Genomic DNA, 14,351 nt, shown 5'->3' with positions numbered 1-14,351 from the left:
CGCCCCCGTGTCCATCGGCAACTCTCCACAAGACGAGCGTCCGTTCGAAGAAGACCGTGACGATCGCGAGGAAGCAGCCCGCCCTTCGATCGGTCGCGCCCTCCAGCAGGCGCGTATCGCGGCCGGGCTGACCGTCGACGACGTCAGTTCCGCCACCCGGGTCCGCATCGCCATCGTGCACGCGATCGAGCAGGACGACTTCGCCCCCTGCGGCGGAGACGTCTACGCGCGCGGGCACATCCGGACCCTCGCCCGTGCCGTCCACCTCGACCCCGAGCCGCTGCTCGCGCAGTTCGCCGACGCCCACGGCGGGCGTCCGGCGCCGACTCCGGCCGCGCCCCTGTTCGAGGCGGAACGCATCCGCCCCGAGCGACGCGGACCGAACTGGACCGCGGCGATGGTCGCCGCGATCGTCGCGGTGATCGGCTTCGCCGGTTTCACGCTGGTCAAGGGCGACGACGGTGACGCGAACGCGCGGGCGCAGGCCGCCTCGCCCACGCCCAGCGGCCCGGCCTCGCCCACGCCCAAGAAGGACAAGCCCGCCGACCCGAAGCCGGAACCGTCGGACAGTGCGATCGCGGCGGCGCCGCGCGACAAGGTGACCGTCCAGGTGAGCGCCCCGGACGGACGCAGCTGGATCTCCGCCAAGGACCACAACGGGCGGCTGCTCTTCGACGGCCTGCTCAAGCAGGGCCAGTCCCAGACCTTCCAGGACAACGAGGAGATCAACCTCGTCCTGGGCGACGCGGGCGCCATCCAGCTGTACGTGAACGGCAAGAAGATCGAGGACGAGTTCAAGCCGGGGGCCGTCGAACGGCTCACCTACACGAAGGGCGACCCCGAGGTCGGCTGAGCGGTACCGCACGCGCGGGGTTGACACAAACGGGGCTGGCCGGCAACGGCCAGCCCCGTCGACGTGGGGTGTCAGTGGGACGAAGTAGTCTTGAGCCCATGCCTGAACGCCGTACCGTCGCACTCGTCACCCTTGGCTGCGCCCGTAACGAGGTGGACTCGGAGGAGCTCGCAGGCCGCTTGGAGGCGGACGGCTGGCAACTCGTGGAGGACGCCGAGGACGCGGACGTCGCCGTCGTCAACACCTGTGGCTTCGTCGAGGCCGCCAAGAAGGACTCCGTCGACGCCCTCCTGGAGGCCAACGACCTCAAGGGGCACGGCAGAACCCAGGCCGTCGTGGCGGTGGGCTGCATGGCCGAGCGGTACGGCAAGGAACTCGCCGAGGCCCTGCCCGAGGCCGACGGCGTGCTCGGCTTCGACGACTACGCCGACATCTCCGACCGCCTCCGGACCATCCTGAACGGCGGCATCCACGCCTCGCACACCCCGCGCGACCGGCGCAAGCTGCTGCCGATCAGCCCGGCGGAGCGGCAGGGCGCCGGTGCCGGGGTCGCTCTTCCGGGGCACGGCACGGGCGCGGAGGCTGACGCCGGCTCGGTCGCCGGGCCGGTGGAACCGGTCGAGGCGCCCGCCGATCTGCCCGAGGGTGTCGCCCCGGTCTCCGGCCCCCGCGCTCCGCTGCGCCGGCGCCTCGACGGCGCGCCCGTCGCCTCGGTGAAGCTCGCCTCCGGCTGCGACCGGCGGTGCACCTTCTGCGCCATCCCCTCCTTCCGCGGCTCCTTCATCTCGCGTCGCCCGAGCGACGTGCTGAACGAGACCAGGTGGCTCGCCGAGCAGGGCGTCAAGGAGGTCATGCTGGTCTCCGAGAACAACACCTCGTACGGCAAGGACCTGGGCGACATCCGGCTGCTGGAGTCGCTGCTGCCCGAGCTCGCGGACGTCGACGGCATCGAGCGCGTGCGCGTGAGTTATCTCCAGCCCGCCGAGATGCGCCCCGGACTCATCGACGTACTGACGTCGACCCCGAAGGTCGCCCCCTACTTCGACCTCTCCTTCCAGCACTCCGCGCCCGACGTGCTGCGCGCGATGCGGCGCTTCGGTGACACCGACCGCTTCCTGGAGCTGCTCGACACCATTCGGAGCAAGGCGCCGCAGGCCGGTGTGCGGTCCAACTTCATCGTGGGCTTCCCCGGTGAGTCCGAGGCCGACCTTGCGGAGCTGGAGCGGTTCCTGAGCAACGCGCGCCTGGACGCCATCGGTGTCTTCGGGTACTCCGACGAGGACGGCACGGAAGCGGCGACGTACGAGAACAAGCTGGACGAGGACGTCGTCGCCGCCCGGCTCGCCCGGGTCTCGCGGCTGGCCGAGGAACTGGTCTCGCAGCGCGCGGAGGAGCGGGTCGGCGAGACGGTCCAGGTCCTGGTCGAGTCGGTGGGCGGCGAGGAGGGCGCGTACGGCCGTGCCGCGCACCAGGCCCCCGAGACGGACGGGCAGGTGCTGTTCACCAACCTCGCCGAGTTCGAGGGCTTCACGAGCGGCGAGGAGCTGACTGTCGGCCGTATGGTCGAGGCCAAGGTGGTCGGTACGGAAGGTGTCGACCTGGTGGCCGAGCTGCTTCCGGGCTCGCTCGGCTCGCACGCGTGTTCGGCGTCAGAGGAGGCGGCCAGATGACCGGAGTCCCGGCATCCGCAGCGGGCGGCCCCTCCAGTGCGCGGAACGCCAAGAGCGTGCCGGGTGCGGTGGGTGTGCCGGGCACGGTGGGGGCTGCCGGCGCTCCGGTCGCCCCCGGGTCTGCCGGCTCCGCTGGGGGCTCCGGCGACTCCCGGGTCTCCGGTGATCAGGGGGGCACCAAGGCGGTGCGCGGCGGGAAGCTGGGGGCCGCGGCCGTCAACCAGGCCAGCCTCTGGAACATCGCGAACATTCTGACGATGATCCGTCTGCTGCTGGTGCCGGGTTTTGTGGCCCTGATGCTGACGGACGGCGGGTACGACCCGGCGTGGCGCTCGCTCGCCTGGGCGGCCTTCGCCATCGCCATGATCACCGACATCTTCGACGGCCACCTGGCGCGTACGTACGACCTCGTCACCGACTTCGGGAAGATCGCCGACCCCATCGCCGACAAGGCGATCATGGGCTCGGCGCTGATCTGTCTCTCCGCGCTCGGTGATCTGCCGTGGTGGGTGACCGGTGTGATCCTCGGACGTGAACTCGGGATCACCCTGCTGCGCTTCGTCGTGATCCGCTACGGCGTGATCCCCGCGAGCCGCGGCGGCAAGCTCAAGACGCTCACGCAGGGCGTGGCGGTCGGGATGTACGTGCTGGCGCTGACGGGCCCGCTGGCGACTCTGAGGTTCTGGGTGATGGCCGCGGCGGTCGTACTGACCGTCGTGACCGGCCTCGACTATGTAAGACAGGCCATTGTGCTGCGCAGCCAGGGAATCGCCGAGCGCGAGGCCGCGTCGGCGGAGGCGGAACGGTGAGTTCCACGGCCGCCGACGTGGTGAGACTACTGACGGTGAGGGGCGAGACGCTCGCTGTCGCGGAATCCCTCACGGGCGGACTGGTTGCGGCGGAGATCACATCGGTGCCCGGAGCCTCGAAGGCGTTCCGCGGCGCGGTGACGGCCTACGCGACCGAACTGAAGCACCAGGTCCTCGGTGTCGACGCCGCTCTGCTGGCCGGTCGAGGAGCGGTGGATCCGCAGGTCGCGGCCCAGATGGCGGCCGGCGCGCGCAGAATTCTCGGTGCCGACTGGGGCGTCGCGACGACCGGTGTCGCCGGCCCGGATCCGCAGGACGGGCAGCCCGTCGGGACGGTTTTCGTCGCCGTGGCCGGCCCCTTCGCAGCGGAAGCCGGGGCCGAATCTGGCGGAAAAGTGGCGTCGCTGCGGTTGAACGGCTCCCGGGCGGAAATTCGTATGGAGAGTGTACGGAGCGTACTCGCACTCCTCCTGGAGGAGATCGCGGGCGAACAGACCGGGAACGAGCGGGCACAGGATACGGAACAGAACGGGGGGACCTGATGTTTGCAGCCCTGAGTGAACACGACATCGCTCCCCGCACGGCCGCGGCGCAAGGCGGTACGGTGGGGCGTGAAGGATGCGGCTACGCGGTCCGAGGAGGGAGCCACCGATGATTCTGCTCCGTCGCCTGCTGGGTGACGTGCTGCGTCGGCAGCGCCAGCGCCAGGGCCGTACTCTGCGCGAAGTCTCCTCGTCCGCCCGAGTCTCACTCGGCTATCTCTCCGAGGTGGAGCGGGGGCAGAAGGAGGCATCCTCCGAACTGCTGTCCGCTATCTGCGACGCGCTGGACGTACGGATGTCCGAGCTCATGCGGGAAGTGAGCGACGAGCTCGCCCTCGCGGAGCTGGCCCAGTCTGCTGCGGCCAACGAGCCTGTACCCACACCGGTGCGTCCCATGCTGGGTTCCGTATCGGTGGCCGGTGTGCCACCGGAACGGGTGACCATCAAGGCGCCCGCCGAGGCGGTGGATGTCGTCGCCGCCTGAGGGTGCACGAGTGGTGAGTGTGTGAGAGCCCCGGCCGGGGCTTCTCCGGGGAGACCCGGAGGGGCGCGGTCGGGGCTCTCGCGTTGTGCGCACTCTTCGGGCGCTTTCCGGGTCCGTTTGCCGGTGGGTCCCGGGGCGGTCATGGTGGGGGAGGAGTCGGCCGCGTCCGGGTACGCCGGGCCGCCGGCTCCGTGAAGGCGGTGCGCCTCTGTGCCGGTGATGCGCCCTGGTTGCGGGTGAGCGTGGCGTCCTAGCGTGGTGCTGGAGGTGAGAGCCATGGCGGTGCGGACAGTGCGCTGGGGGGTGCTGCTGGGGCTCGGAGCCGTGTGGTGGTGGGCCGTTCTGCGGCTCGTGCTGGCCCCCGGCGCGGGAGTGCTGGAGGGGGCGGTCGCGGCCGGGGGGTGGGGGCTGAGCCTGCTGCCGGTGCACTGTGCGCCGAAGGGGCGGGTGGTCAGGCCCTCGGGGGCCGTGGGCGCGGTGGGGCCAGGGATGGTCGGCGGGGGCGTTCGTGTGGGTGCCGGAGCTACCAGGGCATCGCCACGCCGCCGTTCGGGCGGAGGATCTGGCCTGTTGTGAAGGCCGACGCGTCGGACGCCAGATGCAGCACCGTGTGGGCGACCTCCTCCGGTTCGCCGACCCTGCCCAGCGGAGCCATCCGGGCCATCAGGGCCTCGGTGTGCGCTTGTGCCTCGTCGTCGTGGCGGTCGGTCATGGGTGTGCGGATCCAGCCCGGCGCGACGGCGTTCACGCGGATGCCGTGGCGTCCGATCTCGGCGGCGAGCGTCTTCGTCAACTGCACGACCGCTGCCTTCGCCACGCCGTAGCAGAGCAGGCCGGGACTGCCGGTGTCGACGGCGCCCGAGGCCATGGTGATGATGCTGCCCCTCGTGTTCCGGGAGATCATCAGACGGGCCGCCTCCTGGCAGGCGTACAGGACGCCCTTGAAGTTGACGCCCAGGACGCGGTCGAGGTCCTCGTCGCGGGTGTCCAGCACGGGGCTGCTGTGTATGATCCCGGCCACCGCCGCCATGACGTCCAGCCGCTCGCACGCGACCACGGCCTGCCGGACCTGGGCCCGGTCGGTGACGTCCAGGTGGTGGGTACGGGCCGTGCCGCCCATGCCCTTGATCAGCGTCGCCGTCTCGTGCAGTCCCTGCGCGTCCCGGTCGGCGCAGTGCACTGCGGCGCCGGCTTCGGCGAGCAGTACGGCGGATGCGCGTCCGATGCCGCTGGCGGCCCCGGTGACGAATGCGGTGCGTCCGGTGAGGTCGTACGCCTGTACGGGCATGGTGGGACGGTACGAGGATTTCTGACGGGTCGTCAATTGCCGTGCGGGGTTCGGTTGCGAGCTCTGGTGCCGCCAGGGGCGGGGGTCGGGCCCAGTTGGCAGGTCGGGCACCAGTAGGTGGGGCGTTCGCGGGAGCCGTCGCCCTGGTCGGCGACGCGGATCGGCGTGCCGCAGCGCAGACAGGGACGGGGGGCCCGGCCGTACACGAACAGGTCCTGGCCACGGCGTCCTGTCGTGCTGCGGATCGGGCGGTCCCGGTTGGCTTCGAGGAGTTTCTTCGCCAGCGCGGGCACCACCGTGGCGCGGGCGGCGGGCAGACCGCCGACGGGGAGCCATGGTGTGGCGCCCAGGATGAAGCACAGCTCGCTCTTGTAGACGTTGCCGATGCCGGCGAGATTGCGTTGGTCGAGCAGCGCTTCGCCGAGGGAGCGGGCGGGGTCCGAGAGGAGGTTCGCGAGAGCCTGGCCGGGATCCCAGTCCGGGCCCAGGAGGTCGGGGCCGAGGTGGCCGACGACCCGGTGCTCGTCGGTGGTCCGGAGCAGTTCGAGTACGGGGAGGCGGTAGCCGACGGCGGTGCGGTCCGTGGTGGCGAGGATCGCGCGGATCTGGTGCGACGGGCCGCCGCTCCAGCGTCGGCCGTTCTCGTACACCTTCCAGGAACCGTCCATCCGTAGATGGGAGTGGAGGGTCAGGCCGCCTTCGATGCGGGTGAGAAGGTGCTTGCCGCGCGGGGTGACCTCGAGGACGGCGCGGCCGGTGAGGTCGGCCGTGGCGTACTTGGGCACCCGGAGGTCGGAACGGGTCAGCGTTTTGCCGGCGAGCGCGTCGTGCAGTCGCCTCGCGGCTTGCCAGACCGTGTCACCTTCGGGCATGCGTCCAGGGTGGCATGTCGTGGGGCACAGCGGGCTGGGGCGGGGACTCGGTCAGGCGCGCAGGCGCAGTCCGCGAGGGGTCGCGATGAAGCCCGCTCCTTCCAGGAGGGCCCCGATGGGCGAGGTCAGGGCTGAGGCACCGTTGACGCGCTCCACCGTGACCGTGCCGAGGGAACCCGCGCGGGCCGCTGCGGAGAGGGCGTCCGCCGCCGCGCGCAGCCGGGGGTCCTCGATGGGTCTGCCGTCCGGTTCGGAGGGCCAGGCCAGCAGGGTTTTGCCGCCCCGTTCCATGTACAGCGTCAGCTCTCCGTCCACGAGTACCACCAGTGAACCGGCCTTGCGGCCCGGCTTGTGGCCGGCGCCGGTCGGGGGTTCGGGCCAGGGGAGCGCGGCACCGTACGCGTTCGCCGGATCGGCGGCTGCGAGGACGACGGCACGGGCGGCGTCGGAGGAGGCAGCTCCGGACCCGGTGCTTCCGGGGAAACCCTGGGCCGAGGCGGGCCTGGTCTGCGCGGCGGGGGTGTGCGGGAAGGCGGAGGTGAAATCGAGGTCGAAGTCCTCTGCGAAGCCGTGGTCAGCGGGGAACGCGACGCCGTGGGCATCGGCCGGGGCGGTGCCAGTTCCAATGCCGGTGCCCGGGACGGGTCGGGAGTCGCCGCGATCACGCGCGTTCGCTGTTGCCCGGAGGCGGTCCACGGCACCGTCCATGGCGAACTGGGCGGCGCCGAGGCCCTCCACCACGTAACCGCGCCGAGCCTGACCGCTGTCCTCGAAGGCGGAGAGGACGCGGTACACGGCCGAGAAGCCGCCCTCGACGCCCTCCGCGGAGACGGCACCTCTGGTCACCACCCCGTGGCGGTCGAGCAGGGCGCGGGCCAGGGCGTGGGCGCGGACGGTGGGGTCGGGCTCATGCCCGGGGAGCAGGGACCAGCGGCCGGCGACGGTCGGGGGGCCGCCGCGAGAGGCGGGGCGGGCGGCGGCCGTCAGCGAGCCGTACCGGCCGCGCGGCACGGCACGTTTGGCCCGGTGCGCCGTCGAGCCCGCTGTGCGGCCGGAGCCGAGGAGGGAGCGCATCGGGGTGAGTGTGTCGTTGGTGAGCCGGCCCGACCAGGCCAGGTCCCAGACGGCGTCGGCCAGTTGCGGATCCGTGGCGTCCGGGTGCGTGGTGGCGCGGACCTGGTCGGCGATCTGGCGGAAGAAGAGCCCGTACCCCCCGCTCAGGGCGTCGAGGACGGACTGGTGGAGCGCGGTGGGCTCCAGGGGGTGAGGCGGTGGCAGGAGCAGCGGGGCGGCCTCCGCCAGGTACAGGGACACCCAGCCGTCCTTGCCGGGGAGGGCGCCCGCCCCGGCCCAGACGATCTCCCCGGCTGCTGTGAGCTCGTCGAGCATCGCGGGGGCGTAGTTCGACACCCGGGACGGCAGGACCAGCTTCTCCAGGGCGGACGCCGGCACGGAGGCGCCCTGCAACTGCTCGACGGCGCGCACCAGTCCGTCGATGCCGCGCAGCCTGTGGCCCTTGCCGATGTGCTGCCACTGCGGCAGGAACTGCGCGAGCGCCGCGGGCGGCACCGGTTCCAGCTCGTGCCGCAGGGCGGCCAGGGAACGGCGTCGCAGACGGCGCAGCACCGTCGCGTCGCACCACTCCTGGCCGATGCCCGCCGGATGGAACTCCCCCTGCACGACGCGGCCGTTCGCCGCCAGACGCTGAAGCGCGCCCTCGGTGACCGCCACGCCCAGGCCGAAACGGGCTGCCGCCGTGGCAGAGGTGAACGGGCCGTGCGTACGCGCGTGGCGGGCGAGGAGGTCGCCGAGGGGGTCCTTGACCGGCTCGGTGAAGGCCTCCGGGACACCGACCGGCAGTGCTGTGCCGAGCGCGTCGCGCAGGCGGCCCGCGTCCTCGATCGCCGCCCAGTGGTCGGCGCCGCCGATGCGGACCCGGATCGCGCGGCGGGCCTCCGCCAGTTCCCGGGCCCACTGCGGATCGGCGCCGCGCGCGGCCAACTCGACGTCGGTGAGCGGGCCGAGCAGACGCAGCAGGTCCGCGACGCTCTCGGTGTCCTTCGCGCGTCGGTCCTCGGTGAGCCACTGGAGCTCTCGCTCCAGTTCGGTCAGTACCTCGGCGTCCAGCAGTTCGCGCAGCTCCGCCTGGCCGAGCAGTTCGGCCAGCAGCCGCGAGTCCAGCGACAGGGCGGCGGCGCGCCGCTCGGCCAGCGGTGAGTCGCCCTCGTACAGGAACTGTGCGACGTACCCGAAGAGGAGGGAGCGGGCGAAGGGAGAGGGCTCCGGGGTGGCGACCTCCACCAGGCGCACCTTGCGGGACTCGATGTCGCCCATCAGCTCCACGAGCCCGGGCACGTCGAAGACGTCCTGGAGGCACTCGCGGACCGCTTCGAGGACGATGGGGAAGGAACCGAACTCGCTTGCCACCTGAAGCAGTTGGGAGGCCCGCTGGCGCTGCTGCCAGAGCGGGGTGCGCTTGCCGGGATTGCGGCGCGGCAGGAGCAGGGCCCGGGCGGCGCACTCGCGGAAACGGGCCGCGAACAGAGCCGAGCCGCCCACCTGGTCGGTGACGATCTGGTTGACGTCGCCCTTGTCGAAGGCGACGTCCGCCGCGCCCACGGGGGCCTGCTCGGCGTCGTACTCCGTGCTCAGGGGGGCGCCCGTCCTCATCGGCTCCTGGTCGAGGAGGTCCAGGCTCATCAGGTCGGCGTCCGGCAGACGCAGCACGATTCCGTCGTCGGCGTGCATGACCTGGGCGTCCATGCCGTACCGCTCGGAGAGGCGGGCGCCGAGGGCGAGTGCCCACGGGGCGTGGACCTGGGCGCCGAAGGGGGAGTGGACGACGACCCGCCAGTCCCCCAGTTCGTCCCGGAACTGTTCCACGACGATGGTCCGGTCGTCCGGGATGTGGCCGCAGGCCTCCCGCTGTTCGGCCAGGTAGGAGAGCACGTTGCCGGCCGCGTAGGTGTCGAGCCCGGCGGCGAGGAGCCTGAGGCGGGCGTCGTCCTCGGGCAGGGAACCGACCTCGCGCAGGAACGCGCCCACCGCGCGGCCCAGTTCGAGCGGGCGGCCCAGCTGGTCGCCCTTCCAGAACGGGAGGCGGCCGGGAACACCGGGCGCCGGAGACACCAGGACGCGGTCGCGGGTGATGTCCTCGATACGCCAGGAGCTCGTACCGAGGGTGAAGACGTCCCCCACGCGGGACTCGTACACCATTTCCTCGTCCAGCTCGCCGACCCGGCCGCCGCCCTTCTTCGGGTCGGAGCCGGCGAGGAAGACCCCGAAGAGCCCCCGGTCGGGAATCGTGCCCCCGGAGGTCACGGCGAGCCGCTGCGCGCCGGGGCGGCCGGTGACCGTACCGGCGACGCGGTCCCACACCACGCGCGGGCGCAACTCCGCGAACGCGTCGGACGGATAGCGGCCCGCGAGCATGTCCAGGACCGCCGTGAACGCCGACTCCGGGAGGGAGGCGAAGGGCGCCGCTCGGCGGACGGTGGCCAGCAGATCGTCGACCTGCCAGGTGTCCAGCGCCACCATCGCGACGAGCTGCTGGGCGAGGACGTCCAGGGGGTTGGCGGGGACCCGCAGGGACTCGATTGAACCGGTGCGCATGCGCTCGGTGACCACGGCCGCCTGGACGAGGTCGCCCCGGTACTTGGGGAAGACGACGCCCGTCGAGACCGCGCCCACCTGGTGTCCGGCGCGGCCCACGCGCTGGAGACCGGAGGCCACGGACGGGGGCGACTCGACCTGGACGACCAGGTCCACGGCTCCCATGTCGATGCCCAGTTCGAGGCTGGAGGTGGCCACCACGGCAGGCAGCCGGCCCGCCTTGAGGTCCTCCTCGACGAGCGCGCGCTGCTCCTTGGAGACCGAGCCGTGGTGGGCCCTGGCGATGACCGGAGGGGCGCCCTGGGCCGCGCCCGAGCCGCCCATCAGCTCGGCGGGAGCGTGGTGCTCGGCGAGGGGCTCACCGGTGGCCCGCTCGTAGGCGATCTCGTTGAGCCGGTTGCACAGGCGCTCCGCCAGGCGGCGCGAGTTGGCGAACACGATCGTCGAGCGGTGCGCCTGGACGAGATCGGCGATCCGCTCCTCGACATGCGGCCAGATGGACGGCCGTTCGGCCCCGTCGTTCGCGTCGGTCACCGGGGAGCCGCCCAGCTCGCCCAGATCCTCGACCGGGACGACGACCGAGAGGTCGAACTCCTTGTCGGACTTGGGCTGGACGATCTCCACCTTGCGACGGGGGGACAGATACCGCGCGATCTCGTCGACCGGGCGGACGGTGGCGGAGAGCCCGATGCGCCGGGCGGGTTTCGGCAGCAACTCGTCCAGGCGCTCCAGGGAGAGCGCGAGATGCGCGCCGCGCTTGGTGCCCGCGACCGCGTGCACCTCGTCCAGGATCACCGTCTCCACGCCCGTCAACGCGTCGCGCGTGGCCGACGTCAGCATCAGGAACAGCGACTCCGGGGTGGTGATCAGGATGTCCGGCGGGCGGGTGGCCAGGGCGCGGCGCTCGGCCGGCGGGGTGTCGCCGGAGCGGATGCCCACCTTGACCTCCGGCTCGGGCAGGCCCAGACGTACGGACTCCTGGCGGATGCCCGTGAGGGGGCTGCGCAGGTTGCGTTCCACATCGACCGCGAGGGCCTTGAGCGGTGACACGTAGAGCACGCGGCAGCGTTTGTGGGGGTCGGCGGGCGGGGGCGTGGAGGTGAGCTGGTCGAGTGCGGCGAGGAACGCCGCCAGGGTCTTGCCGGAGCCGGTCGGGGCGACCACCAGCACGTCCGAGCCCTCACCGATGGCCCGCCACGCCCCGGCCTGGGCGGCGGTGGGCGCGGAGAAGGCCCCCGTGAACCAGCCACTGGTCGCGGGGGAGAAGCCGTCGAGGGCTCGGTGTGCGGAGCTGACCATGCGTCCATCCTGCACCCCACCACTGACAATCGCGCTGACCTGCGCGTTTGCCTCCGGCGGTCGGGCGGTGCCGTGAGGCGGCGGGGTCATGGACGAGCCGGGGGTGTCCGTCCTCGGCCGGAGCGGAAGCGGACACCCCCGATCGTGGTGGCGTCAGCCGATGGGGCGGCCGTACGCCCTCAGGGTGCGCAGTGCCTCGACCGTCACCATGGGGCGTGCCTCGAGGGCGGTGCCCGGTGCCCACGCGAGCCAGCGGATGGGCCAGCCGCCGTCCTCGCACTGCTCGCCGGCGAGGAAGTCCAGGGAGCGTGCCATCTCCTCGTCCGTGAACCACGCGCGCGCGAGCGAGCCCGGCGTTTTCGCGTAGTCGTACGGGAAGTGGTGCTCACCCGGGGCGTAGCCGGACGCCACCGGGGAGGCGTCGAGTCGCTCCGGGTCGAGCGCCACGAGCCGCTGCTCGCGTACCAGGCGGCCCAGCCGGTCGGCCGTCGCCTCCGCGCGCGAGCGGTCGGGAACCGAGTCCAGGAAGGCCACGGCGGCCTCGACCTCGTACGGATGGGACTTCTCCAGCGAGTCGACCGCCTGCCAGCAGAAATCCGTGGCCCGGAACAGCCAGGCGTGCCACACCTCGTTGCGGTGCAGCAGGCCCACCACCGGGCCGGTGGCGAGGAGTTCGCTGGGCGGGTCGTCCACGATCGGGACGAACGGCGCCGCCGGATAGCCGCGCTGGCTGGGATGGACGGCCGGCAGCGCGCCGTCCGTGGTGGAGATGGACGTCAGATACCGGCACACACGCTCGACCCGCTGCCCGCCGCAGCGCCCGATGGCGTCCAGGACGCGCAGCGCGTGTCCGGCGTGCAGGGGCTGGCTGACGGGGCCGCGCAGGTCGGGTTCCAGCGCGTGGCCGTATCCGCCGTCCTCGTTGCGATAGGCCTCCAGCGCGGTCTCGACCGCGTCGGCGCCTCCGTTCAGGAAGTGGTACGCGAAGCGGCGCTGTTCCAGCACGCGCGCGGTGAGCCACATGAAGTGCTCGGCACGGAAGAGCGGGGAACGCGCCGGAGGCGTCGGGGGAAGTGGGGGATCTCCTGTTTCGGCCATGCGTCAGACCGTAGGGCGCAAAGCACCCGCAGTGAGCGGTCCCGGCGCGGGCCCACCCTCAGGGGCGGGATACTGAAGTCATGCGGTTGACGGTCTTCTGGCAGCGGATGGCGGAACACTTCGGTTCGGGCTACGCCGACACCTTCGCGCGCGATCATGTGATGACGGAGCTCGGCGGCCGGACCGTGCACCAGGCCCTGGACGCCGGCTGGGAGGCGAAGGACGTGTGGCGTGTGGTGTGCGTGGCGATGAACGTTCCGTCTGAGAACCGGTGAAATCGCACTGAAACGGCGCCTGCGGGCCGCAAAGACCGACAGGGCGGCGACTGATTGTCGGCGGCGTGGGCGAGACTTGGACCGTGGCATCCACAGACGAGACCGGACAGCTCGGACAGCAGAAGTCCCAGTTCGGCGCGCAGCCGCCCGCACCCCCGGCCGGGCATGACGCCGGGCAGGGCGCGCGCATGCCACGCTGGCTGCCGCGCGCCATGATGCTGGCGCTTGCCCTCGTCGGCCTGTTCCAGCTGGGCAGTTGGGCCTTTCACCAGCTCACGGGCCTGTTGATCAACATCCTCATCGCGTTCTTCGCGGCGCTCGCGATCGAACCAGCGGTGAGCCGTATGGCGTCGCGCGGTATGCGCCGGGGGCTGGCCACCTTCCTGGTCTTCATCGGTCTGCTCATCGCGATCGCCGGATTCGTCACCCTGCTCGGATCCATGCTCGCGGGCCAGATCATCAAGATCGTCGAGGACTTCCCGAACTATCTCGACTCCGTCATCAGCTGGGTCAACGCGCACTTCAACACCGACCTGAAGCGGGTGGACGTCCAGGAGGGCCTGCTCCGTTCCGACTGGCTGCGCAGTTACGTCCAGAACAGCGCCACCGGGGTCCTGGATGTCTCCGCCCAGGTACTGGGCGGCCTCTTCCAGCTGCTGATGATCACACTGTTCGCGTTCTACTTCGCCGCCGACGGGCCGCGACTGCGCCGTGCGCTGTGCTCCGTACTGCCGCCCGCCCGGCAGGCCGAGGTGCTGCGCGCGTGGGAGATCGCCGTCGACAAGACCGGCGGCTATCTGTACTCGCGCGGCCTGATGGCGCTCATCTCCGGGGTGGCCCACTATGTGCTGCTGGAGATCCTCAACGTGCCGTACGCGCCCGTGCTCGCTGTCTGGGTGGGACTGGTGTCGCAGTTCATCCCGACCATCGGCACCTATCTCGCGGGCGCCCTGCCGATGCTGATCGCCTTCACGGTCGATCCCTGGTACGCGCTGTGGGTGCTGGTCTTCGTCGTGCTCTACCAGCAGTTCGAGAACTATGTGCTGCAGCCCAAGCTGACCGCGAAGACGGTCGACATCCACCCCGCGGTCGCCTTCGGCTCGGTCATCGCCGGTACCGCCCTCCTCGGCGCCGTGGGCGCACTGATCGCCATCCCGGCGGTCGCCACGCTCCAGGCGTTCCTGGGGGCGTATGTGAAGCGGTACGACGTCACGGACGATCCTCGTGTCCAGGGGCACCCCAAGCGGGGTGCGGGCCTCCTCACGCGGTTGCGGGGTCTGCTGGAGGGGCGGCGCGGTGGCTCCGGACCCGTGTGAACGGGCTGTCCGTGACGCGGTGCCGCTGATGAGCGTCGGGTAGTCGTCCGACCGTGTGGCAGAGGTGTCCCCGAGGGTGTCGAACCCGACATCCCGGCCGTTGACGTACCGCGAACCCGGTCTCGGATGTGCTGGGTGTTGCGCTTGACACGAAAATCGAACATCCATTCTGATTGGGGTTCCGGCGAGGCTCTCGACGGGGATTTCGTCAGGGTTTTCATGGAGATGTCCCC

General features: G+C 71.6%; 12 protein-coding genes. 8 read left to right on the top strand and 4 right to left on the bottom strand.

Annotated elements, in window-relative coordinates; all coding sequences use genetic code 11:
- Window positions 1-7 precede the first annotated feature (7 nt).
- From ABZ855_RS22650 to ABZ855_RS22625, 6 genes are all read left to right on the top strand, one after another.
- Complete coding sequence (locus tag ABZ855_RS22650; RefSeq protein ID WP_360809453.1) at window positions 8-853, top strand: RodZ domain-containing protein; 846 nt, start codon at window positions 8-10, stop codon at window positions 851-853.
- A 98-nt stretch (window positions 854-951) separates the two neighbouring features.
- Window positions 952-2,523 carry a 30S ribosomal protein S12 methylthiotransferase RimO gene (gene rimO / locus ABZ855_RS22645; RefSeq protein WP_360809451.1) on the top strand — a complete coding sequence of 524 codons (1,572 nt, stop codon included), beginning with the start codon at window positions 952-954 and terminating at the stop codon, window positions 2,521-2,523.
- Window positions 2,520-3,332: a CDP-diacylglycerol--glycerol-3-phosphate 3-phosphatidyltransferase gene (pgsA, locus tag ABZ855_RS22640; RefSeq protein ID WP_360809449.1), complete on the top strand. Its 813-nt coding sequence runs from the start codon at window positions 2,520-2,522 to the stop codon at window positions 3,330-3,332. The genes rimO and pgsA overlap by 4 nt, the downstream gene beginning before the upstream one ends.
- Window positions 3,329-3,874: a CinA family protein gene (locus tag ABZ855_RS22635; RefSeq protein WP_360809447.1), complete on the top strand. Its 546-nt coding sequence runs from the start codon at window positions 3,329-3,331 to the stop codon at window positions 3,872-3,874. Before pgsA ends, ABZ855_RS22635 begins: the two co-directional genes overlap by 4 nt.
- 109 nt (window positions 3,875-3,983) lie before the next feature.
- On the top strand, window positions 3,984-4,358 hold the full coding sequence (locus ABZ855_RS22630; protein WP_235474452.1) for a helix-turn-helix transcriptional regulator: 375 nt from the start codon (window positions 3,984-3,986) through the stop codon (window positions 4,356-4,358).
- Window positions 4,359-4,634: 276 nt separating this feature from the next.
- Complete coding sequence (locus tag ABZ855_RS22625; protein ID WP_360809445.1) at window positions 4,635-4,934, top strand: hypothetical protein; 300 nt, start codon at window positions 4,635-4,637, stop codon at window positions 4,932-4,934.
- On the opposite strand, the gene ABZ855_RS22620 is transcribed toward ABZ855_RS22625, so the two are convergent.
- The 4 genes from ABZ855_RS22620 to ABZ855_RS22605 all read right to left on the bottom strand — a co-directional run bounded on the left by ABZ855_RS22620 (window position 4,882) and on the right by ABZ855_RS22605 (window position 12,527).
- Window positions 4,882-5,646 carry an SDR family NAD(P)-dependent oxidoreductase gene (locus ABZ855_RS22620; protein ID WP_360809443.1) on the bottom strand — a complete coding sequence of 255 codons (765 nt, stop codon included), beginning with the start codon at window positions 5,644-5,646 and terminating at the stop codon, window positions 4,882-4,884. The two genes, ABZ855_RS22625 and ABZ855_RS22620, sit on opposite strands and share 53 nt — an antisense overlap.
- A 32-nt stretch (window positions 5,647-5,678) precedes the next feature.
- Window positions 5,679-6,518, bottom strand: coding sequence for a DNA-formamidopyrimidine glycosylase family protein (locus ABZ855_RS22615; RefSeq protein ID WP_360809441.1), 840 nt, complete (start codon window positions 6,516-6,518; stop codon window positions 5,679-5,681).
- A gap of 51 nt (window positions 6,519-6,569) precedes the next feature.
- Window positions 6,570-11,429, bottom strand: coding sequence for a DEAD/DEAH box helicase (locus tag ABZ855_RS22610; protein WP_360809439.1), 4,860 nt, complete (start codon window positions 11,427-11,429; stop codon window positions 6,570-6,572).
- Between the two features lie 153 nt (window positions 11,430-11,582).
- Window positions 11,583-12,527 (bottom strand): hypothetical protein, encoded by a 945-nt coding sequence (locus tag ABZ855_RS22605; protein ID WP_360809437.1) that lies wholly within the window; start codon window positions 12,525-12,527, stop codon window positions 11,583-11,585.
- Between the two features lie 80 nt (window positions 12,528-12,607).
- Here ABZ855_RS22605 and ABZ855_RS22600 point away from each other — a divergent pair, with 80 nt between their 5' ends.
- Both ABZ855_RS22600 and ABZ855_RS22595 read left to right on the top strand, forming a co-directional pair.
- Complete coding sequence (locus ABZ855_RS22600) at window positions 12,608-12,802, top strand: DUF3046 domain-containing protein (RefSeq protein ID WP_360809435.1); 195 nt, start codon at window positions 12,608-12,610, stop codon at window positions 12,800-12,802.
- An 83-nt stretch (window positions 12,803-12,885) separates the two neighbouring features.
- Entirely contained in the window at window positions 12,886-14,118 is a 1,233-nt protein-coding gene (locus ABZ855_RS22595) for an AI-2E family transporter (protein WP_360809433.1), read from the top strand.
- Window positions 14,119-14,351: the final 233 nt, after the last annotated feature.

Origin of the sequence: Streptomyces sp. NPDC047042, from assembly GCF_040644035.1 — a bacterium.
GTDB lineage: Bacteria > Actinomycetota > Actinomycetes > Streptomycetales > Streptomycetaceae > Streptomyces.
The sequence above is the reverse complement of the archived record's forward strand: the minus strand, read 5'-3'. Positions and strand labels throughout refer to the sequence as shown.